This window comes from Sulfitobacter sp. F26169L, from assembly GCF_026410285.1.
GTDB lineage: Bacteria > Pseudomonadota > Alphaproteobacteria > Rhodobacterales > Rhodobacteraceae > Sulfitobacter.
Genome location: NZ_JAPMLP010000005.1, coordinates 64,101 through 87,128 on the forward strand (window position 1 = coordinate 64,101; position 23,028 = coordinate 87,128).

A 23,028-nucleotide genomic window follows, 5' to 3' on the forward strand; every position below is an offset into this window, starting at 1 on the left:
ACCCTTCGCATTTTGCGGCCAACATACGTGGAATCGCAAAATTTAACCCTCTTTCCACAGGTTTCGCACTTGAAACCACGAGATTCAGGACCAGTGGGCGTGATCCTGAAGCAATCCTCTCTTATTTTGAGAAGCAACTACCGCGATGGGCAAACTACCCCGTCACCACCAGAAGCGAGCAGCACAAACACTAAAAACTTAAAGGACCGCCACCATGTCAGATACGAACACCTCATTGCCGAAATGGCTTTCAAACCGCCATTACTGCCGGATCAGCGACCTCATGAAGCTTTTCGAGGTGACGCGCCCGACAATTGATCGTTGGCATCGGGAGAACCCAGCATTTCCGCGCAAACGAAAGATCGGCAACCATTTTAACGAAAATTGCAGCACGCGTTTCATCGTGTCGGAAGTGAACGCCTATGTCGCAATGATCGAGAAAGACCGCGCGGAGTGGACGAAGCAGTTTGATATGGTAGACGCAATGAAAGGTGGACCAGCACAATGCAATTAGGCCATGAAGGATACTTTGTGAATGGTTTAACCAGAACGCCCTGTCCCACCAGCGTCCCACTGAGCGCAAGAGCGTCAAATCCTAGAAGCAGGTCAGTCAAGCCTAAAACAAACTAACCCACTGAATACAAAGGACGTTTTAATGGTGCCCGGGGGCGGAATCGAACCACCGACACGAGGATTTTCAATCCACTGCTCTACCCCTGAGCTACCCGGGCACCGGGACCAGTAAACTGGTCGGGTGAGCGCGTTCTAGGGGGTCTGGTGGCGGGTGTCCAGACTCTTTTTGCAATAGCGCGCAACTTGGTTGCCTATCGGGTCAGTGTGGCTTCTTTATCTCTTCGTTTTCCAGCGCTTCTACTACTTTTTCAATATCATCAGGGTCCCGGGATGGTGTGGCGTAGGCGCCTGAAAACCATTTCGACAGATCGATATCAGCGCAGCGGCGCGAGCAGAAGGGACGATACTTTTTCACAGTCTCGCCGGAACAGATCGGGCAGTTCATGCGAGAATCTCGCCAAGGGGCGCGCGGGCGCGTTTGCGCTGCAGCTCATAGTGGCCCAACGGTGTCCACCCGACCAGCGTGGTTTCTACCTCGTCAGCCCTAAAAGCTGCGCGCAAGGCTGTCTCGAACGGGCGACGGTCTTTTTTCGGCATCGGGGCCAGATCAAGCACAATTTGTCCTCCAAGACCGCGCAAACGCAGCGCCCGAGGCAATGCGCGGGCGCAGGCCATATTGGCCTTCACACCCGCCGCAAGAGACACGTCAGCGCCGGTATTCACGTCCACGGCTATCAACGCACGGGTAGTTTCCACATACATTGAAGCGCCGCCGGACAGGTCCACACGATCTTCGATCAACGTATCGAGGGCGTCCAACACGCCGTGATCTTCGAAACCACCGGCCTCGGTCACAATTTCGGCAGGTGCGACCCAGTCGCGCCATGCAAGCACGTGTGGACCATCACCTTCGGACAGTGTTTCCATTTCAGTGCTATCGTCGTTCAGCACAGCACGCGCCAGTTCCAGCATCGCATCGATATCATCTGCAATTGCCTCACCGTCGGCACCCGCGCAGCACGAGCGCAGGATCAGACCGTATTGCGCACCGTCCATCGCGTCATGGGAGATTTCCAACAAACGGTCGCGCTCCGCCTCGTCGCGGATGGAGCGGGAAATATTCAAACCTGGTGCATCGGGGGTGATAATAGCATAGCGGCTTTTGAACAGCAGCTTCGACGTCACTGGCAGAGCTTTCCCGTCTTCGGCAAAGCCTGACACCTGCACAAGAATCCGCTGGCCGGGCGCAAGCCCTTTAATTTGGCGCAAAAATGCCGAGCCGTCGGGCGTCTTGAGGAACATGCCCCCCTGCCCTTTGACGGGCCGGTCCGCGATTGCGCGGTAGATTGTGCCGCTGCGCGGGGCATCCGGTGTGTCCACCAGCAAATCCTCAAGCCGGCCATCCACCATCAATGCGGCAGCTTCGACATCACCTAAGTGATCGAGGATAATTGTACGGCCCTTCATGAGCATTCTCCATAAAGCGGGTAGCCGCTGGCGCGCAGCAAATTTGCGGTTTCAGATAGTGGTAGACCCACGATACCGGTAAAGGAGCCTGATATCCACGGGATCAGAACACCCGCAGGCCCCTGAATGCCGTAGCCGCCTGCCTTGCCGTTCCAATCATCAGTATCAAGATATGCGCGCAGCTCGTCTTCGGCGAGGTTCTTCATGCGCACGGTGCTCATCACATCGCGCTCCCAAACGCGCGCACCGCGCTTTACGGCAACTGCCGTGATCACCTTGTGACGGCGACCGGATAGCGCGCGCAGAAATTTTTCAGCCTCGGCGCGGTCGGCGGGTTTGCCCAGAATACGGCGGCCCAGTGCCACAGTTGTATCGGCACATAGCACGATATCATCCGCAGCGGCAGGCACTGCAGCAACCTTTTCACGGGCCATGCGCGCGCAATAGGGGCGCGGTAGTTCGCCTTTTTGCGGGGTTTCGTCTATATCGGGGGCGCGGATATCATCCGCAACAACGCCGATTTGCGCCAGCAATTCCTTGCGGCGCGGTGATCCTGATCCGAGGATGAATTTCATCGATTTACTCCTCGCCCCACCTTGGGGCGGGCGGGGATAGCGTTATTTGAAACGATAGTTGATCCGGCCTTTTGTCAGGTCATAAGGGGTCATTTCAACCTGTACCTTATCGCCTGCCAGAACGCGGATGCGGTTCTTGCGCATTTTGCCTGCCGTATGTGCAATGATCTCATGGCCGTTTTCAAGCTCGACCCGGAACGTAGCATTCGGCAGGAGTTCCTTGACGACACCGGGAAATTCGAGCGTATCTTCCTTAGCCATGGTTTCTCCTGTAAAAACATCCCCCCTTTGGGGACAGACGCTTAAATGAGCGCATCTGCGAGGTTTTTCAAGAGGAGATACGCTTTAGGGCCACATTTAACGCAGGGGCGTCGCGGCCCTGCTGTTCTTCCCAGTGTGACCGGTTCAAAACCACACCGTCAGCGCGCACATGAGCGATTGCCTCAATGTCTACATCGGCATAGGTCCAGCCCGGCACGCAGATTTCTGCAGCGGCGAGCACGCCTGTTGACGGAAAGCCCGTATCAGGCGGGCAGAAAACACCCCCGGCCCCCACACACGAGCCCAGTGCGTCCGACCAATCGGCCTGCCCCACTACCGATGACATTGCTGTAACGCACTGATTCTCCAGCGCGCGGGCCATCGCGCCTGTGCGCACACGCCAGTAGCCGGCAAGCGCCTCGGTGACGCTGGGCACAGCGATGATGTCACAGGACTGCAACGCACGTCCAAGCAACGGAAATTCGCTGTCATAACAGATCAGAATACCGATACGGCCCAGAGCCGTATCAAACACCTGTAACGGGCCGCCACCGATCACACCCCAGACATCACGCTCGAAACGGGTCATGATCTGCTTGTCCTGCACCCCGATTTGACCGTCGGGCGTGATTAACCTCGCGCGGTTAACGGGGCGTGTTTGTGTCGCCGCAGGGGCGGACGCCGCAACTATATGCACGCCGTGTTCAGCCGCGAGGCGCACGTGCAGCGCGTCAGCCTCGCCAATTTTATCAGATACGGAAAAGAGCGATTTTTCCAGATCACCTGCCACATCCAGCCCGTCCAGTGTGGCCAGTTCCATCGCGCCGTATTCGGGGAATACGAGCAAATCAGCGCCCTGTGCGCAAGCGCCTGCAACCCAGTGGGCCAGCTTGTCTTCGTAGTGCGCCCACGAGGTCAGCACATCCAGCGGGTAGGCAGCAGTTGCGATTCTCATCTGAAATCCGGCTCCGGTTTATCAAGTTTTCTGAAACCAGCTTGCATCGTCTGGCCAGCAGCGGCAAGCATGAAGGCCATCTATCTGTTCTTCAACGACACTGTTTATAAACGGAGCACTCTCATGCGCAACATCGTCATTCTCACCGGTGCCGGTATCTCGGCTGAAAGCGGTATCGAAACCTTTCGCGCTGAAACAGGGCTTTGGGCACAGCACAATGTTGACGATGTCGCTACGCCGGAAGGGTTTGTGCGGGATCCGAAACTGGTTGTCGATTTTTACAACGGACGGCGTACCCAAGCAGCCAGCGCATTGCCCAACGCAGCACATAAAGCGCTAGCGAAGCTGGAGGCAGAGAACAACGGCAGTGTTCTGGTGGTTACCCAAAACGTGGATGACCTGCACGAGCGTGGCGGTTCCAATAACGTGATTCACATGCACGGCGCGCTCAACTCCGCCCTGTGCGCAGCGTGCGAGCATCGCTGGCCTGCCCCCATGCAGATGCAGGTCGCAGACACCTGCCCGTCCTGCAATGCCCCTGCCGCGCGGCCCGACATCGTCTGGTTTGGTGAAATACCCTATCAGATGGACAGGATCATTGATGCGCTCGGCGAGGCCGATATCTTTGTTTCAATCGGCACGTCCGGCAATGTCTATCCCGCCGCCGGGTTTGTGGCAGAAGCGGCCCGCGCCGGGGCCGAAACGCTGGAGCTTAATCTCGAATCTTCTGCGATCGGATCACAATTTGATAAATCTGTATTTGGTCCGGCTACGCAGACCGTTCCTGCTTGGGTGGACGATATTCTAGCAAAGAAATGAAAAACGTGTTCAAAAGCGGTCAGCGGTCGAGGTCCACTGGAACGGAAATTTCCACCTCACCCGCTTTTTCGAAAACCAGCGTCACCTGCACCATTTGCCCTTGGCTCAGCGGAGCGTCGAGGCCGATGAACATCAGATGATCGCCACCGCGCTTGAACGCGTGGGTGGTGCCATCAGGCAAAGCAACGCCACCTTCAATCGGTCCCATCCGCACGACGCCATTTGCGTCTTGGGTATGGGTGTGCAGTTCCACCCGCCCGGACAGCCCCGAGCGTACCGCCACCAGACGGTCATCGCGCCCCGTATCATTGCGCAGCATCATAAACGCTGCCGCCGATGTGGAAGTGGGCAAACTGCTGCGCAAATACGGTTCCTGAACAACAAATGCAGCATTGCTTTTGTCGAGCGGCGACATCTTTACCGAAACGACGGCCATTACCACAGCGATTAAGGCAAAAAGAACGACGATGCCGACGGCACCTTTGGGTTTCTGCATCCTGTTATCCTTTTGCACGAAGAGGCCATCGCCTGAAAGGCAGGCACAAACACAAACGACCCCGCCCTGCGTTCAGGTCGGGGTCGATGTAATCGTTATCAGAAGTCGGTTTAGGACAGTACGTCTGCCTCTGCGCCGGACTTGGCGATCGCTTTTTTGATTTTCAGCGCGTTATCAGACAGATCAACGTCTTTGGCTTTCGCCAGAAACTTGTCCAGACCACCGCGGTGATCAACACTGCGCAGGGCAGCGGATGTGATACGCAGCTTGAAACCACGGCCCAGCGCTTCGGACTGAAGCGTTGTGTCGTTCAGGTTTGGCAAAAACCGACGACGTGTGCGGTTTTTGGCGTGTGATACGTTGTTGCCCGACATCGGGCCTTTTCCGGTCAATTCGCAACGGCGCGACATGGGTTCATCCTCTTGGTTCGGCGCGGCACCCATGAATTGGCACCACAGCTATCAGGGCGCACAACAGGCGTCCCGTAAATTGGTTTTCAGGCTTTAGGAGGAATCACGCGGCAGGTCAACCCGAGATGCTTGCGTTTTTGCGCCATCTTCGCGCAAATCGCGCACAAAGGCTGCGGCAGCCGCCGCCGGTTCCTGCTGCCCTGCTGCGACAGCGTCGCTCAGCTTTGCCAATGCGCTGCGCGCATGCGGTGCGTCCAGTTGCGCCAGCAGCGCTGATTTAACCGCATCTTCAAACCAATAGCGGGCCTGCATGGCGCGGGTTTGGTCCCAAAAACCGTTTTCGCGACGCCAGTCAGACAGGATTGTCAGTGCCTCCCACACCTCTGGCAAACCACGCTGTTCCAGCGCGGAAACGGTCATGGCGCGCGGATAGCCGTCAGGGTCTTGAGGCCGTTTGCGCAATAACCTTAACGCGCCGGAATAATCCGCCTTCGTGCGCATGGCCGTCGCCTTCAGGTCGCCATCGGCTTTGTTGATCACTATCAGATCGGCCATTTCCATGATGCCGCGCTTGACGCCTTGCAATTCATCGCCCCCCGCAGGGGCCAGCAGCAGCAAAAACAGATCCGACATATGCGCAACCACTGTTTCCGATTGCCCCACGCCCACCGTTTCAATCAGCACCACATCGAATCCCGCCGCCTCGCACAGGGCCACTGCTTCGCGTGTGCGACGCGCCACACCGCCCAGATGGGTCTGGCTGGGGGACGGGCGGATAAATGCGTTGGGGTCACGGCTCAGCTCGTCCATCCGCGTTTTATCGCCCAGAATCGATCCGCCCGAGCGTGAGGAGCTGGGATCAACCGCCAGCACAGCCACCCGCAGCCCCTGCCCAGTCAGCATCAAACCGAAACTCTCGATGAAGGTAGATTTGCCAACACCCGGTGTGCCGGAAAGGCCAATGCGCAATGCCTCCTTGCCTTGACCCAGTTCGGCCAGCAGGGCGGTGGCCTGTTCACGGTGATCGGCACGGCCGCTTTCCACCAGCGTGATTGCGCGTGCCAGTGCGCGCCGCTCGCCTGCGCGGATGCGATTTGCCGTTTCAGTGATGTCCATCAGATACCTCCGCGCTAGTTCATTCCGGTTTTCACGCCCCGCGCCGCGAATGTCCAGCCTTGCCCCGCCTGCATCCAGCCCCGATAAGACATCCATGCAAACAGTTCTGCCCATAGATGACGTGATGCCCGATGTGCTGGATGCCCTGCGCAGCAACAGACGCGTGGTCCTGCAGGCGCCCCCCGGAGCGGGTAAAACAACCCGTGTTCCGTTGGCGATGCTGGCGGGTGACCTGACAAAAGGCCACATCCTGATGCTGGAACCCCGCCGTCTTGCCGCACGCGCCGCCGCCGAGCGGATGGCGCAGACACTGGGCGAAGACGTGGGGCAAACAGTTGGCTACCGTGTGCGCGGTGCGTCGGCAATTTCGAAATCCACGCGGATCGAAGTTGTGACAGAAGGTATCCTGACGCGCATGATACAGGACAATCCTGAATTGCCCGGTGTGGGTGCGGTGATCTTTGACGAGTTTCACGAACGCTCGCTGAATGCCGATCTGGGGCTGGCCCTGTGTCTGGAAATTGCAGACGCGCTGCGCGATGATCTGCTGCTGGTAGTTATGTCCGCCACGCTGGATGCCGCCCCTGTGGCCGCGCTGATGAATTCACCCGTGATTACATCCCAAGGACGCAGTTTTGCAGTGACGCCCCACTGGCTGGATAAACCTTTGCCAAAAACGCAACGTTACGAACAGGCAGTTGCCGATCTGGTTCTGCGCGCGATGACACAGTCCAGCGGATCGGCGCTTGTGTTTCTCCCCGGAGAAGGGGAGATCAGGCGCGTCGAAGGGGTGCTGGCGCGACAGGTGCCGCCTGATTGCACCATTGCGCCGCTGTTTGGCGCGATGGATTTCAAAGCCCAGCGCGCCGCGATCAACCCTGCCACTACCGGACGCAAGATCGTGCTGGCGACATCCATTGCCGAAACATCCCTGACCATCGAGGGCATTCGCATTGTCGTTGATGGCGGACGGTCGCGGCGGGCAGAGTTTGATCCGTCTTCAGGCATGTCCCGCCTTGTCACCACCCGCGTCACACAGGCCGAAGCGACCCAACGCGCAGGCCGCGCAGGGCGCGTCAGCGAAGGGGTAGCCTACAAGCTCTGGACGCGCGGCGAAGATGGCGCGCTGGCTGCCTATCCCCCTGCCGAGATCGAAAGCGGTGATTTAAGCGCTTTCGCGTTGGAGCTTGCGTTGTGGGGTGCACAGGCTGACGACCTTGCTTTTGTTACGCCGCCCCATGCGGGACGGTTGCGAGAGGCGAAGGCGCTGTTACAGATGCTCGGCGCGCTGGATGCACAGGGGCGCATCACCACACACGGGCGCACGCTGGCGAAGCTGCCGTTGCATCCGCGCCTTGCGCACATGGTGGCGCGCGGAGGGCGCACAGCCGCAACGTTGGCTGCCATACTGGCCGAACGCGACCCGCTGCGCGGTGCGCCGCTGGACCTGTCCCACCGCATGCGCGCTGCCGCAGGAGAGCGTGTGGCAGGAGAAGTGTATCACGCGACGCTCGCGCGCATCCGCCAAGAGGCAAAGCGTTTGTCCTCTGCAACCGCGCCGGACGGCCCGCAAGACATCGGCACGCTCGCCGCCCTCGCCTATCCCGACAGGATCGGGTTGCGGCGCAAAGGAGATGCGGCAAGGTTTGTGCTGTCTGGCGGAAAAGGGGCCATCGCGCCCGAAGGGGACCCGCTGGCCGGTGAGCGCCTGATTGTGGCGACAGATCTGGACGGTGATCCGCGTGAGGCCCGCATCCGCCAAGGCACCGCCCTGTCCGAAAGCGCGCTGCGCGCTGCCTTTCCCGACCAGATCGCATGGCATGATTATTGCGCGTGGTCACGCCGTGAGGGGCGCGTAGAGACACGGCGGCAGGAACGGTTCGGCGCATTGGTGCTGGATGACCGCACATGGGCGGATGCCCCTCAGGAGCTGGTCGCCCGAGCCATGCTGGACGGTGTGGCGCAGTTGGGTCTGCGCCCTGACAAGGCCGCGGCACGTTTCCTGCGCCGCGCGGCATTGGTAGCCGGGCAGAACGGGTTCCCCGACTTTTCCGAACCACATTTGATGGAGACGCTGGAGGAATGGCTACTGCCGCATCTGGGCAATACCCGCAGCACCGCCGACTGGAAACGGTTTGATCTACTGCAGGCGCTGCGCGCGCGGCTTGATTGGGACCAACAACAGCAACTGGACCGCGCCGCCCCCGCGCATTTCGAAACGCCACTGGGGCGCCGTATTGCTATTGATTATGATGGGGAGACACCGCAAATTTCTGTGCGCTTGCAGGAGATGTTCGGTGTAACCCGTCACCCGTCAGTGTCGGGGCAACCTTTGCAAGTGACCCTGCTGTCCCCTGCCCAGCGCCCCGTACAGGTTACCACTGATCTACCCGGATTCTGGGACGGATCTTATGCGGATGTGCGCAAGGACATGCGCGCCAGCTATCCGCGCCACCCGTGGCCGGAAGACCCGCGCGCAGCAGACCCGACGTTGCGCGCCAAGCCGCGCGGCACCTAATTCAGGCTTGCTCGCTTGCCAGCGTGGGCCAGTCGGCATGGAATTTACCATCCTGATCGGTACGCGCGAAACCGTGCGCGCCAAAGAAATCACGTTGTGCCTGAATAAGGTTTGCAGTGCCGCGCGCGTGGCGCATGCTGTCATACCACGCCAGCGCGGATGATAGCGCAGGCAGGGGCGTGCCCAGCCCCGCGCCTGCCATGACAACCCGCCGCAGCGCAGGGATTGCATCCGCCAGCATTGCTGCAATTGCAGGTGACAGGATCAGGTGGCCCATTGGCAATTCATCCCTGAACGCCTGCGCGAAATCATCCAGCAGCGCAGAGCGGATAATGCACCCCGCGCGCCATATCTCTGAAATACGGGCCAAATCCAGCGCCCAGTCAAACTCTTCCGAGGCTGCTGCCAATATGCGAAAACCCTGCGCATGGGCCAGAATTCGCGCAGCAAGCAATGCCTTTTCAAGTTCAGCGGCATCAGGCACATCAGATTGCACGGTTCCCGCCGTGAGGATTGTTTGCGCCACCTCGCGGACGGGCTTTTCTGACGACCATCCGCGCGCCCCCACCGCAGCTTCTATCGTGTTGGCAGACTGACCCATTTTCAGCGCTTCGATCAGTGTCCAGCGGCCAGTACCTTTCTGCCCCGCGCGGTCAAGGATCATGTCGACAACAGGCAGCCCTGTGTCGGCATCCATGGTCTGAAGGGCTGCGGCGCTGACTTCTATCAAATAGGATTCCAGCGGCCCGTTTTGCCACTCCTCGAACAGTGCGCCGATGCGTGGCGCTTCCCAGCCTGCCCCGTCACGCAAAATGCCATACACTTCGGCGATCATCTGCATATCGGCGTACTCGATCCCGTTGTGGACCGTTTTCACAAAATGCCCCGCCCCGTCTGGGCCGAGATGCGCAACGCAAGGTGCGCCATTGTATTTTGCCGCAATCGCTTCAGCCATCGGTTTCAATTGCTGCCAGCTGTGCGCGGTGCCTCCCACCATCATTGATGGGCCATGTCGCGCACCCTGCTCGCCGCCCGAAACGCCCATTCCAACAAAATGCGCTCCCGTATCGGCGAGCCGCTTAAACCGGCGGCGGGTGTCGTGGAAGTCGGCGTTGCCACCGTCAATGATGGTATCCCCCTTCTCCAGCAGCGGCAGAACAGCATCAATCATCGCATCCATCGGCGCGCCAGAGGGGATCATAAACAGGATCGTACGCGGGGTTTTCAGCGCCGCGACAAATTCTTCGAGGGTATTCGCAGGGGTTAGCTGTTCGGCGAGCGGCCCCGCTTTTTGCATAAATGTCGCGATCCAGTCTGTTTCACGGTTGGTCACCGCAACCTGAAATCCGCTTTCGGCGAGATTGAGGGCCAAAGCGCTGCCCATCGTACCAAGCCCGTAAACGCCAATATCCGCTTTCATTTTCGTCATGGCAGCCCCCCTGCGATCCTGTTCTGTGGGATCAGGGTGAGGGTTTTGGCACAGCGGTGCAAGCCAAAGCTACACAGGTGCAAGCGTTTTCAAAAAGAGTTCCGGATGATCTGCGGGAATTGGTATGTTCGCTGCTGGAAGCAGATTATCCTTTGTCTGCTACCACCAGCGAAAAAATTAGCCCCCCACTAAATGCAGAAGGTGGCAAAACACTTACTTCTCCAAACACCACCGCATGATAGCTTTCTGGGCATGAAGACGGTTTTCCGCTTCGTCAAAGATAACCGAATGTGGGCCATCCATCACGGCGCTTGTTGCTTCGTCATCACGGTGGGCGGGCAGGCAGTGCATGAACAAGGCGTCGGGTTTGGCTTTTGACATCAATGCTTCGTTAACCTGATATCCGCGCAACTGGTTATGGCGCCGCTCGCGTGCGGATTGCGGATCATGCATGGACACCCATGTGTCGGTAACAACCAGATCCGCCCCTTTTACCGCATCATGCGGATCGCGCACGGTTGTGTACAGCCCGTCCAGCGCGGGCTCGGGGTCCAGCGGCTGGGGGCCGGTAAAGACCAGTTCGAAGTCGAACTGTTTTGCCGCATGGGCAAAGCTGGCGAATACGTTGTTGCCATCACCGGACCAGACCACACGTTTGCCTCTGATGGGGCCGTTGTGTTCTTCGAATGTCATTATGTCCGCCATGATCTGACAGGGGTGCGTGCGGTTGGTCAGGCCGTTTATTACGGGCACAGTGGCGTGTTCCGCCATTTCGTGCAGGGTCTGTTCTTCGAAGGTGCGGATCATGATCAGATCGACATAACGCGACAGGACACGGGCGGTATCGGCGATGGTTTCGCCGTGGCCCAGTTGCATGTCGGCACCGGACAGCACCAGTGTCTGTCCCCCCATCTGGCGCACACCGACATCAAATGACACCCGTGTTCGCGTAGAGGGTTTTTCGAAAATCAATGCGACCATGTGGTCTTTCAGGGGGAGATCGTCATCCAGTGCGCCGCGCGGGCGACCGTTACGGGCCTGTTTGATCGAAATTGCATTATCGATGATGCTGCGCAGATCGGATTGCGCTGTTTGGTGGATGTCCAGAAAATGTTTCATGTATCACTTTTCGTTTTGGGGCGTATCGGGGGCCAGCCCCCGTACCCCCGGGATATTTATGGCCAAAAGAATTATTATGGGTGCAGCGACGCCGCGGCACGGTCGAGACGGCTGACGGCCTCGGCTATTTCTTCGTCCGTGATGTTCAGCGGCGGCAGCAGGCGCACAACGTTATCCGCTGCAGGCACGCTGATTACTTCCGCGCTGTACCCTGCATTCACCAAATCGGGCGGCGCCACCTTGCACTTAAGGCCCAGCATGAGGCCAGAGCCGCGTACTTCTTCAAAGATTTCGGGATGCGCAGCGACCAGCCCTTCGAGCTTTTGGCGCAGCAGGCCTGCCTTGCGATTTACTTCGGCCAGAAAGGCGGGGTCTGCGACAATATCCATCACCGCGCAGCCCACAGCACAGCCCAGCGGGTTGCCGCCATAGGTCGAGCCGTGTGTGCCTGCGGTCATGCCGCTGGCGGCGTTTTCAGTGGCCATCACGGCGCCAAGTGGAAAGCCGCCGCCGATGCCCTTGGCGACCATCATAATGTCGGGTGTGATACCTGCCCATTCGTGGGCAAACAATTTGCCGGTGCGCCCCACACCGCACTGGACCTCGTCAAGGATCATAAGGATGCCATGTTCATCACACAGATCGCGCAGACCTTTGAGGCAGGCATCCGGCAGTGGGCGTATACCGCCTTCACCTTGTACCGGCTCGACCAGCACGGCGCAGGTTTTTTCGGTGATCGCTGCGGTCAGCGCGTCATGGTCGCCGAATTCAAGGTGAACGAACCCCGGCAACAGCGGGCCGAAACCCTTTGTCATCTTTTCTGACCCTGCGGCGGCGATGCCAGCGGAAGAACGGCCATGGAAGGAGCCCGAGAAGGTTATGATCTCAACACGTTCCGGCTGATCCTTGTCGTAGAAATATTTGCGCGCCATCTTTACGGCCAGTTCACAGCTTTCCGTACCGGAATTGGTGAAAAATACTGTGTCGGCAAAGCTATGGGCGACCAACCGGTCGGCCAACGCCTGCTGCTGCGGAATCTGGTAAAGGTTGGAGGTATGCCAGAGTTTACCGGCCTGTTCGGTCAATGCCGCAGTCAGCGCGGGGTTCGCATGCCCCAGTGCGTTCACCGCGATTCCGGCACCCAGATCCAGAAAGCGTCGCCCGTCTGCCTCGGTCAGCCATACGCCTTCACCTTTGACAAAGCTGAGGGGGGCACGGGAGTAGGTCGGCAAGACAGAAGCGATCATCTGGGTCATCCTTTCAAGGGAGAAAGCCGCGAAAACCCCAAAAGGGCATGAGCGGTGCGGCGGGTCAAGTGGTATGGTGGAGGAGCCTGCAACAGGCATTATGGATCAAACCCGCCAGACAGGCAGGTCACGGGCGGCATTTCAGCTGCGGCGTCGTCGGGACAGGATATTTGTAAGCGTGATCATGGCACCGGTTTAACGTAGGCGCGGGCGTTTGCAAGAGGTGTTTGCGGCTTCTTGCCGGGGCGGTCGATCCGCGTCATATCAATGACATGTACACACCCAGACCCCAGAACAATGCGTTGGCTGCCGGTTTGATACTGCTTGCTGCCGCCTTTATAGCGGCAACAACGCTGATGGCCAAAAGCCTTGGCACGGACACGCTGGGAACCCCGCTGCATGCCTTGCAAATCAGTCACGGACGGTTTCTGTTTGCCTTTATCGCGCTGGTGTCGATTGCCGCAGTTGTGCGCCCTGCCCTGTCGCGTCCTACCTGGCGGCTGCACTTTGCGCGCACCGGCGCGGGTTGGGCCGGTGTGACGCTGATGTTTGCTTCCGTCGCCTACATTCCGCTGGCCGATGCAACGGCGATCTCGTTTCTTAATCCGGTGTTTGCCATGATGCTTGCAATTCCGCTGCTGGGAGAGATGGTTGGCCGCGTGCGCTGGTCGGCGGCTGTGCTGGCGCTGGCCGGTGCGCTTGTGCTGTTGCGGCCGACACCAGACAGCTTTCAGCCCGCAGCCTTGCTGGCCTTGGGTGCGGCGCTGATCATGGGGCTGGAGCTGATATTTATCAAAAAGCTGTCCGGGCGGGAGAATCCGTTCCAGATTTTACTGGTGAACAATATGATCGGTTTGGGCATTTCTACTTGTGCAGTGCTGCCCTTATGGCAAATGCCCACAACCGCCCAGTGGATGGTACTGGCGGGGATCGGCGTATGTATGGCTTTTGCGCAGACCTGCTTTGTAAATGCGATGGCGCGGGCCGATGCCAGCTTTGTCGCGCCGTTCAGTTATGGCACCCTGATATTCGCCGCGTTGTATGACGCAGTTTTCTACGGTGTGCGTCCTGACGGGATCACATATCTGGGCGCTGCGATCATTTTAACCGGTGCCCTTTGGCTCGCTTTGCGCGAGGCGCGGCTCAAAAAGCCCCTTCCGGTGCGTCCTCCGGTCCCTTGATGCCTTGCACCTGCCGCCATAGCCATTACAATAGGTGACTGAATTTGCCAAAGCGGTCCGACGAGGGCCGCTTTTTACACTAGGGAAGCTTCCATGTCCTGGACCGATGACCGCGTTGAAATATTGAAGAAAATGTGGGGCGAAGGCCAGTCCGCAAGCCAGATCGCCAAGGAATTGGGGGGCGTGACCCGCAATGCCGTGATTGGCAAGGTCCACCGCCTGGGCCTGTCCAACCGCACGACAGCTGGTGCCGCAGCCAAGGCTGAACCGAAAGCGAAAGCTGCACCAAAGGCAAAACCGGCACCAAAACCCGCACCCGAGCCTGCACCGGCCCCTGCGCCCGCCAAGCCGGAGCTTAAGACCGAACCGGCGATCTCGCCGAACGCCGTACGGCCTGCGCGCAACCAGATCATTCCGGCAGGACAACCGCTGCCGCCGCAGCCGTCTGCGAACGAGATCAGTCCGGAAGCGTTGGCCAAGGTAAACGAAGTCGAGAAGAAGGCCAAGAAAATCAGCCTGATGGAACTGACCGAGCGGACCTGTAAATGGCCGGTTGGGGACCCCGCGACCGAGGATTTTTGGTTCTGCGGTTTACCTGTAAAAACCGGCAAACCGTATTGCGAAGCGCATGTCGGCGTTGCGTTTCAGCCGATGAGTGCGCGGCGCGACCGCCGCCGCTGAAGGTCAGCTGCGCTTCACACGTTTCGCAAGTGAGGCTATCCAAAATATCTGTAACGCGTGCTTTTGCTGCGGCGCCCTTGTTGCGTGGTCTCATCCGGCAAGATGTACTGGAAAAGGCAGCGATGTTCGATCTTGATAGACATTTCGTGGCGGACGCGATTGCGTGTTGCTCGGGACAGATGCGAACCCTGTGGGCGCGTCTTCGCCCCGCCCAAATCACAGCCTAACTCATTTACACGCGCACTTGGCTGATTTGTGCGGCAAACCGCTCTTTTTATATCGAAAACGGCGGGATCACGCCCAAAAACAGGCCCGGAAACCTGCGTTGTCGAATGACCTTCACAAAAAAACTGGACGGGTTCACCTTGGCGTGTGACAGGCTCTCAGTCCTGTTTGTTACACCATTATCGGGGTTAAAAAGATGTTGGCATTGACCGCCGGCCGGTGCGCTGAGTTTCATCAACGAAATGCCGATCTTGTGATCCGGACCGCCACTTGCGATGGGCCCGTCATCCAGCCGACAGCCGCCGCGTTGAAGGGCCGGAGTTTGTGGGCGTCAATATCAGGTAGCGTTAAGGAAAACTGGCAGATTTCACACAGAACCGCGTGGAATGCGCGGATCAGATGCTTGGCGATCGGCATAATCCTATGGCGCGAGCAGTAATGAAGCGGTGCGCAGTGTGATTACGGCCTATTTAGCCTTTAACGACAGCCCATCGGTGGCGCGCGTGAATGCCACTGGTCTTGCTCCGGCAGCCAGTCTAAGTGGCTTCTCTGGGGGGCGCTGTGATTCTGCATTCGGAAACCTTGCTGCTGCGCATCCCTTGATACCAACAATCGGCGGCAAACACGCCCAGGGCGATGTATTCGAACGCATGACAATAGATGCCGGACTGCGCGCAGGACGTTTTGATGCCGCAGCAGCCACACCAAGTGACTGCCGGAGACAACGTGGCAGTTACCTCGACCGCTTTAGAGCGACCCGTTTTGAACCCCTTAAAAACCGCGCGTGAAATAGCCGCGTAAGTACACGGAATGTCCACTGAAATGACCTTTGTTGCAGCATCTGCTCCCTCTATGCCCGCCAGCAATCAACCGGCGGGCACTACGTCACGCGTGCGTGACCTCAGGCTGGATTTCTTTCGCGGAATAGCAATGTTCATCATCTTGATTTCGCACACCCCCGGAAACCTGCTAAGTGCGTGGATACCAGCACGCTGGGGCTTTTCCGACGCGACGGAGATGTTTGTGTTCTGCTCGGGTATGGCATCGGCAATCGCATTCGGCGCGGTGTTTGACCGTTCAGGTTGGGCCTTGGGGACAGCGCGCGTTGGGTTCCGTATTTGGCAGGTGTACTGGGCGCACATCGGTCTGTTTGTTGCCATTGCGGCAATGCTGGCGGGCATCGATTTTTACGGCGGGTATGGCAAAAACTATATCGGATCGCTGAATTTGTGGAAATTTTTTGCCGATCCTGCCGTGCCGCTTGTCGGGTTGATGACGCTTACCTATGTGCCGAATTATTTCGACATTCTGCCGATGTATATGGTGGTACTGGCGATGATGCCTTTGGTAATTGCCCTGCAGCGCGTGCACACCAGACTGGTGTTTGCCTTTATGGCCGCCGTCTGGATCGGCGCGCAAACATCCCTTTGGGGGGATGCGCATCTGGCCTTTCCGGCAGAGCCGTGGTCGGAGCGCAAATGGTTCTTCAACCCCTTCGGGTGGCAGCTTGTTTTCTTTACCGGATTTGCGCTGATGCGCGGGTGGATACCAAAGCCGCCCGTTAATATCACACTGATCGCCCTTAGCGCCTTTATCGTGCTGGCAATTATTCCGCTCAGCAATATCGGCGTGCGCGCGATCGAGCGTGACTGGTTTTTTGTGACCGAAACAGGAAACCCCATTATTGATATGCGTCTGGCCTTGAAACCCCTGACCGACAAGACCGATTTCGGCATTCTGCGCTATGTGCATTTTCTGGCGTTGGCCTATCTGGCCTGGGTGATTGCGGGCGACAAAGGCGACAACCTGCTGGCACGCGGCAACTCTGCGCTGTCGCAGGCTTGGGCGTATATCGTCGCGATCATTCTGAAGGTCGGACAGCAATCGCTAGCGGTTTTCATTGTGTCGATGTTTCTTGCCCGTGTCATGGGCTTTGTCATGGACCTGACAGGGCGCGGCACGGCAAACACCTGGCTGGTCAATCTTGGTGGTGCGGCTGTTTTGGTGGCCGCCGCTTATGGAGCCGGCTGGTTCAAATCCCAACCCTGGAAACGGAGTGCAACCTGATGCTGCGCCGCGATGTTCTGAAAGCACTTGCCGCACTAGCGGCGATCCCCTCGGCAGCGCTGGCTGCTGATGCGCCATTGCGCACCGGCGCGCCGACGCCGTTCAACGCCCAGACTGTGCGCAATCGCGCGCGCGAAATGGCCGCTAGCGACTATACCCCGCGCCCGCGCATTCCTAAGGAATGGCAGGACATAAGCTATGACCAGTATCGCAAAATCTGGTTTGATACCCGCAATGCGCTTTGGGAAAATACCAAGCGTCCGCAGCGGCTCGATGTGTTTCCTCCAGGGCTGTATTTCCCGCAGGCGGTAGAGATCAACATCGTCGAGAACAGTGGTGCAGCGCCGTTGCTGTTTGATCTGGACGTGTTTGACCGCACTGATACTTTCCCCGATCTGCCGCTGAACGATCACATGGGCTATTCCGGTTTGCGCCTGCGGGCTGATCTGCTCGGCTCTGGCACCTATACGGAATATGCGGTGTTTCAGGGTGCCAGTTACTTCCGCGGCATCGGGACGGGCGAAATCTACGGCTTGTCCGCACGGGGCTTGGCACTCAAGACTGGTGAGCCCGAGGGCGAGGAGTTTCCCGACTTCATCGCCTTCTGGATCGAAACGCCCATGTCGTCGAGCAAATCTGTCACGCTACATGCGCTGATGGATAGCCCCAGCTGCACTGGTGCATTCCGTTTTGACATCACTCACGGCAATGTTCTGGATATGGAAATCGAAGCAACGATTTTCGCACGCACCGAGATGACACATGTGGGCATCGCGCCGCTGACATCAATGTTCCTGTTCGACAGCACAGATCGCGCACGGTTTTCCGATTTCCGTCCCAATGTGCACGACAGTGATGGCCTGCTGATCCACAATGGCAAGGGCGAGGCCATCTGGCGACCTTTGGCCAACCCGACCACACTGCAAATTAGCGCTTTCAGCGATGAGAACCCGAAAGGGTTTGGCCTGATGCAGCGCAAGCGCGCTTTTGACGACTTTAACGATCTTGAAGCGTTGTATCACAAGCGCCCTTCAGTGTGGATAACGCCGCGCGGCACTTGGGGCGAAGGGGCTGTTACGCTGGTGGAAATACCCGCCGATCTAGAGATCTACGACAACATCGTCGCTTATTGGCGCCCGTCGGCGCCGATTGCGGCGGGGGCGGAGTATCCGATGCGCTATCGTTTGCAATGGGGGGCCGATCCCGCACCGTCCATACCGGCACTGGTGTCCGTTCGCGGTACGGCCATGGGCGGACGGCCCGAAGGCGGTATCGTGATGGTGATTGATTTTGACGACGGCGGTTCTCTGCCGCAAGACCTGTCAGAAGTTGATGTGATCTTGCGCAGCAGCCATGGCACCACCACTTCAGGCACTTTGCAACGCAACCCTGAAACCAATGGCCCACGTTTGGCGTTCACCTTTCAACCCGATGGCGCGGATTTCTCGGAATTTCGTGTCCAGTTGCACACTAATGATCAGCCGCTGAGTGAAATATGGCTTTACCGATGGACAAAAACCGCATGACCCCACTGCCCGCCAGATCCTGTATGCCAAAGGCTGCACCGTTGGAGGCGCGTGAGCAGACGTTGGGCCAAGGACCCATGCGCGCAACGCCCGCACGGATGCAGCGGATGAACGGCTGGCGTACGGCCACTTTTGCACCCGCACTCGTCGGGACGCTCGCACTGATGTACGGGCTGTACAGCTGGCTTGCCAACGGCGGGATGAGCGGGATGGAGTGGGTGCTGCTGTGCATGATCGGTGCAACGTTTGTATGGGTTACACTATCGGTCAGTACAGTTGGCGTGGCGATTGGCGGCCTGCTGGCGCGTGCGCGTGCAGATGCACAGCCCGCAAGTGATGTACAGGGTATTGATGTCGCCCTGCTGGTGCCGGTCTATAACGAAGTTCCCCAGAACGTTTTCGGCAATGCAGTTGCCATGCTGGATGATCTGGCCGCGCGTAACGGGCCGCACAACTACAGCCTGTTTATTCTGTCCGACACCCGCGATGACGCGATAGCAGAGCAGGAATGGCGGGCATATCAGGATTTGCGCACTCATGCGCCGGACGGCTTTGACGTCTATTATCGCCGCCGCACCATGAACACCGATAAGAAGGTCGGCAATTTGGCCGAGTGGACACGCGGCTGGGGAGCCGCCTATGAAGGTATGGTTGTGCTGGACGCTGACAGCCTGATGACCGGCCGCGCAATCGAGCGGCTGGCATCGGAGCTATCGCGCGACCCTGATGCAGGCCTGATCCAGACTTTCCCGATGCTGATCGGCGCGCAAACCGTGTTTGCGCGGTTGCAGCAGTTTTCCAACATTGCCTACGGATGGTTACTGGCCGAGGGGCTGGCCACCTGGGCCCGTTCGGAGGGGAACTATTGGGGTCACAATGCAATAATCCGCACCCGTGCGTTTGCCAGCAGTGCGATGCTGCCGCATGTGCGCGGCCCACACGGGCGTGACCAGCTGATCCTCAGCCATGACTTTGTCGAGGCGGGCCTGCTGCGCCGCGCAGGATGGGGAGTACGGTTTTTGCCCCGTGTGACCGGCAGTTTCGAAGAAACACCCGCCACGCTGATAGATTATGTCATCCGCGATCGCCGCTGGTGCCGCGGCAACCTGCAACACCTGCGTCTTTTGGGCACCAAAGGATTGCACCCTGTTTCGCGGTTTCACATGTTCCATGGTGCCGTCGCTTACTTGCTCAGTCCTGCGTGGTTTTTCCTGCTGGTGGTCTGGGCGCTGCTCGGCAAGGATTCAGAGACAAACGTGATCCGCTATTTCAACGAGGCGAACCCCCTGTTCCCCGACTGGCCCCCCGCGATGAGCCATATCGACAGCGCGGTGTTTCTGGTGATCATGTATGCCATGCTGCTGACCCCGAAGATTGCCGGTGCAGGTATCATCGCCGCGACACCACGCGCAGCGCGTATGTTTGGCGGGGCCGGTCCGTTTCTGGGTAACTTTCTGGTCGAGGTCGCATTGTCGGTGGCTTATGCGCCCATTATGATGATCCAGCAAAGCAAAGCGGTTTTGCGCGCCATGACCTCCTCTCAGGAAGCGTGGGCGCCACAATCACGCGAGGCGCGCCAGCACAGTTGGGCGACCTTGGTGAAATTTCACTGGGTCGAGACGGTTCTTGGGTTAATCCTGCTCAGCGGTTTGGTTGCGGGTCTGTTATCGGTTTGGCTGGTTCCGATTGTAGTGAGCCTTGTGCTAGCGGTGCCACTGTCTGCCCTATCGGGCGTTCGGATATCTGAATACGCGCCTGCGACCCTGCGCCTTGATAGTCCTTATACCCTGCGTGAACCGGCAATCGTAAAGCGCGCCATGCGTGAACGCGCACGGTTGGCGCTGACCTTGGGTGCTGCAAAAGCACCCGCCGAATAAGCTGCTCCGGGGACCGGAACGCAAAACGCCCGCCAGAATTATCTGACGGGCGTTTTTTCTGTGCGGTGCACTGCGCTATGACGTGACCTGTTCCCTTAGGATCGACGCGGTTAGCGAAAGCATCAGGTAAATGCCGCCAAAGATCAGAAACGCCAGAATGGTGTTTTCGAACTTGCGCGGATAGCTTGGTTCCTCACTCGGGACGGGACGCACGGCAACAGTGAGGTAGCGCACCTGACGGCTGGCTTCGGTGCGCGCCTGTTCAAGGCCGGTCTGTGCCAGTTGCAGGTTCGTATCCGCGCTGACCAGATCAGCCTGCGCCAGTTGCAAGCTCACGGCCTGCTGCGCGAGGGAGTTCGTGCCTTCGGTGGCGTTGTTCATCCGGTCGTTGAGTTGCTTGAGCGCGCCTTCCAGTCGGCGCACATCGCCCTGCGCGCCCTCTACTTTGGCACGGTTGGGTCGTGCGTTATCCAGCAGCGCCGCAAGCTCCAGTTGTTTTTCGATCAGCAGAGACTCGTAATTGGTGATCTGGGTGCGGATCGCCGCAATCACCGCTTCGGGGTCAACACCGTTTTCGACCTGAAGTTCGATCAATCGCTGCTGCGCTTCGCGCCGCGCTTCGGTGGCCTTCCGGAAGCCGATTTCGGCATCCTCCATCCCGCTGTTCCGCTTGGCTTGACTAAGGTTATTCACGCGATCTTCGGCATATTTGAGGAGTTTTTCTGAAAACGCTGTTGCAACCTGCGGATCAGCGGCGATCACTTCCATCCGGATGACACCTTCGGTGGGGTCATAGCCGATCTTCACGTTCTTTTTGTAAAGCTTGTACGCTTCCTCGTTAGTCGGTTCGACACTCAGCCGCTGGATTGCGTCGATTTCGGGGTTTGAATAATGATCCTTGAAACCGGCGTCCTGATCCAGCCGCAACATCGCGTCCTTGGACTGTAGATAGGCCTGCGTGGCGATACTGTCGGCAGAGTTGGCAAATTGTGTAGGCAGCAGACCGCCAAACGGGCTGGCGCCGCCTGTCCCCTCGTTCTGGATGATCAGGAACTGGCTGTTCGTAGCGTACATCGGCGTCGCCACTTTGTAAAAGTAATAGCCGGCAAAGAATGTCGGGATCAGCACAAAGAACGCCAACCGCACGATGAGAAGGCCCATCTTCTTGCGACGGCGGTGCGAAATATCTTTCTGGATGTCGGAAATTTCCCGCATCCGGCGTTCCATCGGGCTGGGGCCTGTTGGGGTTGAGGGTAGGGTCTCACGACCTGCGGGTACAGTCTGCGGCAGTTGCACACGGTCCGATCCGGCACCGCCTTTTTGCCCTGCTAAAGACGCAAGCGCATTCCCCGGTCCGCCTTCGTGTTGCGCACCACCCGCTTGCGGCACCACCAGTTCCAGCATGTTGGAGCGCTGGAACGGGTCGATCCCCTTTTCGCGCAGCAGCCGCACCGCATCAAAATCGGATGTCGCAGGCAGCCCGTGTTTCTGGGCCACACGGCGGGCCATTCTCAGTTGACGCCCTGTCAAACCCTCGCGGCGGATTGCATCCATATCCTGCTCGCCGTTGACCTGCGCTGCAGATGATACCTCACCCGCCTTGGCTTCGGGTTTGTGCGCCACGTCAGCGCGCGGATCAGGGCGCGATGGCTCAGCCATCTTGACAGGCTCCGCCTCCGTCTTCGTCCGTGGTTTGGGCGTTCCGCTTTCGGTGGCGGCGCTGGGGCTGCGCTTGATGCGGAATTTTCTAGCCTTGGGTTTGGTAGTCATACAACTGTTTCGCTTCTTCCAAGCTGTCAAAAACGTTGAGCTGCCCGTTCATCAGAACTGCGGCAGTACGCGCGAATTTTTCTAGCGTTTCGGCCTGATGCGACACAATCACAATGGTTGTGGTGCGCAGGCGTTCTTGCAGGATTTCGCCTGCTTTACGGTTAAATTCCACATCTGTCGTGGATGGCATACCTTCGTCGATCAGATACATGTCAAAATCAAGCGCCAGCATCAGCGCAAAGGAAAACCGTGCACGCATCCCTGCCGAATAAGTGCCAAGTGGCTGATCGAAATATTCACCCAGACCGCACAGCCAGCGGCAAAAGCTTTCAACGTAATCGGGATCAAGGCCGTAAAGCCGTGCAATGTAGCGCGCGTTTTCCATGGCAGATACCTTGCCCACAACCCCGCCCATGAACCCCAGCGGGAAAGAAATATTGCACGCACGTACAATTTCACCGTCGTCAGGCTTTTCCAGACCTGCCATCATGTTGATCAGTGTGGTTTTACCCGTGCCGTTGGGCGCAAGGATCCCCATCGAATTGCCCAGCTCCACACGAAACGACACTTGGTCAAGGATGACCTTGTGTTGCGTGCCCGTCCAGAAGGACTTGGAAACATTTCGAAATTCCAGCATGACGCGCCTGCTCCGGTTCGGCTTGCGGGGTTAATTTATGCCCTCTCTTGCGGAGGATGTAGTTCCATCTATCAATGGA

The 23,028-nt window shown here is 58.4% G+C and carries 21 protein-coding genes and 1 tRNA gene; 8 read left to right on the plus strand and 14 right to left on the minus strand.

What is annotated here, in order from left to right:
• The first annotated feature begins 214 nt into the window (after positions 1 to 214).
• On the plus strand, positions 215 to 514 hold the full coding sequence (locus OS189_RS12455; RefSeq protein WP_267167652.1) for a helix-turn-helix transcriptional regulator: 300 nt from the start codon (positions 215 to 217) through the stop codon (positions 512 to 514).
• Between the two features lie 142 nt (positions 515 to 656).
• Here OS189_RS12455 and OS189_RS12460 read toward each other — a convergent pair.
• From OS189_RS12460 to OS189_RS12485, 6 genes are all read right to left on the minus strand, one after another.
• A tRNA-Phe gene (locus OS189_RS12460) sits at positions 657 to 731 on the minus strand.
• A 101-nt stretch (positions 732 to 832) separates the two neighbouring features.
• Positions 833 to 1,018 (minus strand): DNA gyrase inhibitor YacG, encoded by a 186-nt coding sequence (locus OS189_RS12465; RefSeq protein WP_267167653.1) that lies wholly within the window; start codon positions 1,016 to 1,018, stop codon positions 833 to 835.
• Complete coding sequence (locus OS189_RS12470) at positions 1,015 to 2,040, minus strand: ribonuclease E/G (protein ID WP_267167654.1); 1,026 nt, start codon at positions 2,038 to 2,040, stop codon at positions 1,015 to 1,017. Before OS189_RS12470 ends, OS189_RS12465 begins: the two co-directional genes overlap by 4 nt.
• Positions 2,037 to 2,615 carry a Maf family protein gene (locus OS189_RS12475; RefSeq protein WP_267167655.1) on the minus strand — a complete coding sequence of 193 codons (579 nt, stop codon included), beginning with the start codon at positions 2,613 to 2,615 and terminating at the stop codon, positions 2,037 to 2,039. Before OS189_RS12475 ends, OS189_RS12470 begins: the two co-directional genes overlap by 4 nt.
• Before the next feature lie 42 nt (positions 2,616 to 2,657).
• Complete coding sequence (gene infA / locus OS189_RS12480; protein ID WP_005978431.1) at positions 2,658 to 2,876, minus strand: translation initiation factor IF-1; 219 nt, start codon at positions 2,874 to 2,876, stop codon at positions 2,658 to 2,660.
• A 67-nt stretch (positions 2,877 to 2,943) separates the two neighbouring features.
• Positions 2,944 to 3,831 (minus strand): carbon-nitrogen hydrolase family protein, encoded by an 888-nt coding sequence (locus OS189_RS12485; protein WP_267167656.1) that lies wholly within the window; start codon positions 3,829 to 3,831, stop codon positions 2,944 to 2,946.
• A 123-nt stretch (positions 3,832 to 3,954) separates the two neighbouring features.
• On the opposite strand from OS189_RS12485, the gene OS189_RS12490 reads away from it, so the two are divergent.
• Positions 3,955 to 4,650, plus strand: coding sequence for an NAD-dependent deacylase (locus OS189_RS12490; RefSeq protein WP_267167657.1), 696 nt, complete (start codon positions 3,955 to 3,957; stop codon positions 4,648 to 4,650).
• A gap of 19 nt (positions 4,651 to 4,669) precedes the next feature.
• On the opposite strand, the gene OS189_RS12495 is transcribed toward OS189_RS12490, so the two are convergent.
• The 3 genes from OS189_RS12495 to meaB all read right to left on the minus strand — a co-directional run bounded on the left by OS189_RS12495 (position 4,670) and on the right by meaB (position 6,672).
• On the minus strand, positions 4,670 to 5,146 hold the full coding sequence (locus tag OS189_RS12495) for a copper chaperone PCu(A)C (RefSeq protein ID WP_267167658.1): 477 nt from the start codon (positions 5,144 to 5,146) through the stop codon (positions 4,670 to 4,672).
• A gap of 110 nt (positions 5,147 to 5,256) precedes the next feature.
• Entirely contained in the window at positions 5,257 to 5,556 is a 300-nt protein-coding gene (gene rpmB / locus OS189_RS12500; RefSeq protein WP_267167659.1) for a 50S ribosomal protein L28, read from the minus strand.
• 93 nt (positions 5,557 to 5,649) lie between these two features.
• On the minus strand, positions 5,650 to 6,672 hold the full coding sequence (meaB, locus tag OS189_RS12505) for a methylmalonyl Co-A mutase-associated GTPase MeaB (protein ID WP_267167844.1): 1,023 nt from the start codon (positions 6,670 to 6,672) through the stop codon (positions 5,650 to 5,652).
• 94 nt (positions 6,673 to 6,766) lie between these two features.
• On the opposite strand from meaB, the gene hrpB reads away from it, so the two are divergent.
• On the plus strand, positions 6,767 to 9,190 hold the full coding sequence (gene hrpB / locus OS189_RS12510; protein ID WP_267167660.1) for an ATP-dependent helicase HrpB: 2,424 nt from the start codon (positions 6,767 to 6,769) through the stop codon (positions 9,188 to 9,190).
• A gap of 1 nt (position 9,191) precedes the next feature.
• Here the strand turns inward: hrpB and gnd are convergent, their stop codons facing one another.
• From gnd to OS189_RS12525, 3 genes are all read right to left on the minus strand, one after another.
• Positions 9,192 to 10,619 carry an NADP-dependent phosphogluconate dehydrogenase gene (gnd, locus tag OS189_RS12515; protein ID WP_267167661.1) on the minus strand — a complete coding sequence of 476 codons (1,428 nt, stop codon included), beginning with the start codon at positions 10,617 to 10,619 and terminating at the stop codon, positions 9,192 to 9,194.
• A gap of 213 nt (positions 10,620 to 10,832) precedes the next feature.
• Complete coding sequence (gene argF, locus OS189_RS12520; protein WP_267167662.1) at positions 10,833 to 11,738, minus strand: ornithine carbamoyltransferase; 906 nt, start codon at positions 11,736 to 11,738, stop codon at positions 10,833 to 10,835.
• A gap of 74 nt (positions 11,739 to 11,812) precedes the next feature.
• Positions 11,813 to 12,985, minus strand: a complete 1,173-nt coding sequence (locus OS189_RS12525) for an aspartate aminotransferase family protein (protein ID WP_267167845.1) — start codon at positions 12,983 to 12,985, stop codon at positions 11,813 to 11,815.
• 272 nt (positions 12,986 to 13,257) lie between these two features.
• Between OS189_RS12525 and OS189_RS12530 the strand changes: the two genes are divergently transcribed.
• The 5 genes from OS189_RS12530 to mdoH all read left to right on the plus strand — a co-directional run bounded on the left by OS189_RS12530 (position 13,258) and on the right by mdoH (position 20,542).
• The gene (locus OS189_RS12530) at positions 13,258 to 14,166 is read left to right on the plus strand and encodes a DMT family transporter (RefSeq protein ID WP_267167663.1); all 909 of its coding nucleotides are present in this window, start codon (positions 13,258 to 13,260) and stop codon (positions 14,164 to 14,166) included.
• Positions 14,167 to 14,259: 93 nt separating this feature from the next.
• Entirely contained in the window at positions 14,260 to 14,847 is a 588-nt protein-coding gene (locus OS189_RS12535) for a GcrA family cell cycle regulator (protein WP_267167664.1), read from the plus strand.
• 1,077 nt (positions 14,848 to 15,924) lie between these two features.
• Positions 15,925 to 17,139 (plus strand): OpgC family protein, encoded by a 1,215-nt coding sequence (locus tag OS189_RS12540; protein ID WP_267167665.1) that lies wholly within the window; start codon positions 15,925 to 15,927, stop codon positions 17,137 to 17,139.
• Positions 17,139 to 18,665 (plus strand): OpgD/OpgG family glucan biosynthesis protein, encoded by a 1,527-nt coding sequence (locus tag OS189_RS12545; protein ID WP_267167666.1) that lies wholly within the window; start codon positions 17,139 to 17,141, stop codon positions 18,663 to 18,665. Before OS189_RS12540 ends, OS189_RS12545 begins: the two co-directional genes overlap by 1 nt.
• Positions 18,662 to 20,542: a glucans biosynthesis glucosyltransferase MdoH gene (gene mdoH, locus OS189_RS12550; RefSeq protein WP_267167667.1), complete on the plus strand. Its 1,881-nt coding sequence runs from the start codon at positions 18,662 to 18,664 to the stop codon at positions 20,540 to 20,542. Before OS189_RS12545 ends, mdoH begins: the two co-directional genes overlap by 4 nt.
• 75 nt (positions 20,543 to 20,617) lie before the next feature.
• Here mdoH and OS189_RS12555 read toward each other — a convergent pair whose 3' ends face one another.
• Both OS189_RS12555 and OS189_RS12560 read right to left on the minus strand, forming a co-directional pair.
• Positions 20,618 to 22,312 carry a KpsE/RkpR family capsule polysaccharide export protein gene (locus OS189_RS12555; protein ID WP_267167668.1) on the minus strand — a complete coding sequence of 565 codons (1,695 nt, stop codon included), beginning with the start codon at positions 22,310 to 22,312 and terminating at the stop codon, positions 20,618 to 20,620.
• Positions 22,290 to 22,949, minus strand: a complete 660-nt coding sequence (locus OS189_RS12560) for an ABC transporter ATP-binding protein (protein WP_267167669.1) — start codon at positions 22,947 to 22,949, stop codon at positions 22,290 to 22,292. Before OS189_RS12560 ends, OS189_RS12555 begins: the two co-directional genes overlap by 23 nt.
• Between the last annotated feature and the right edge of the window lie 79 nt (positions 22,950 to 23,028).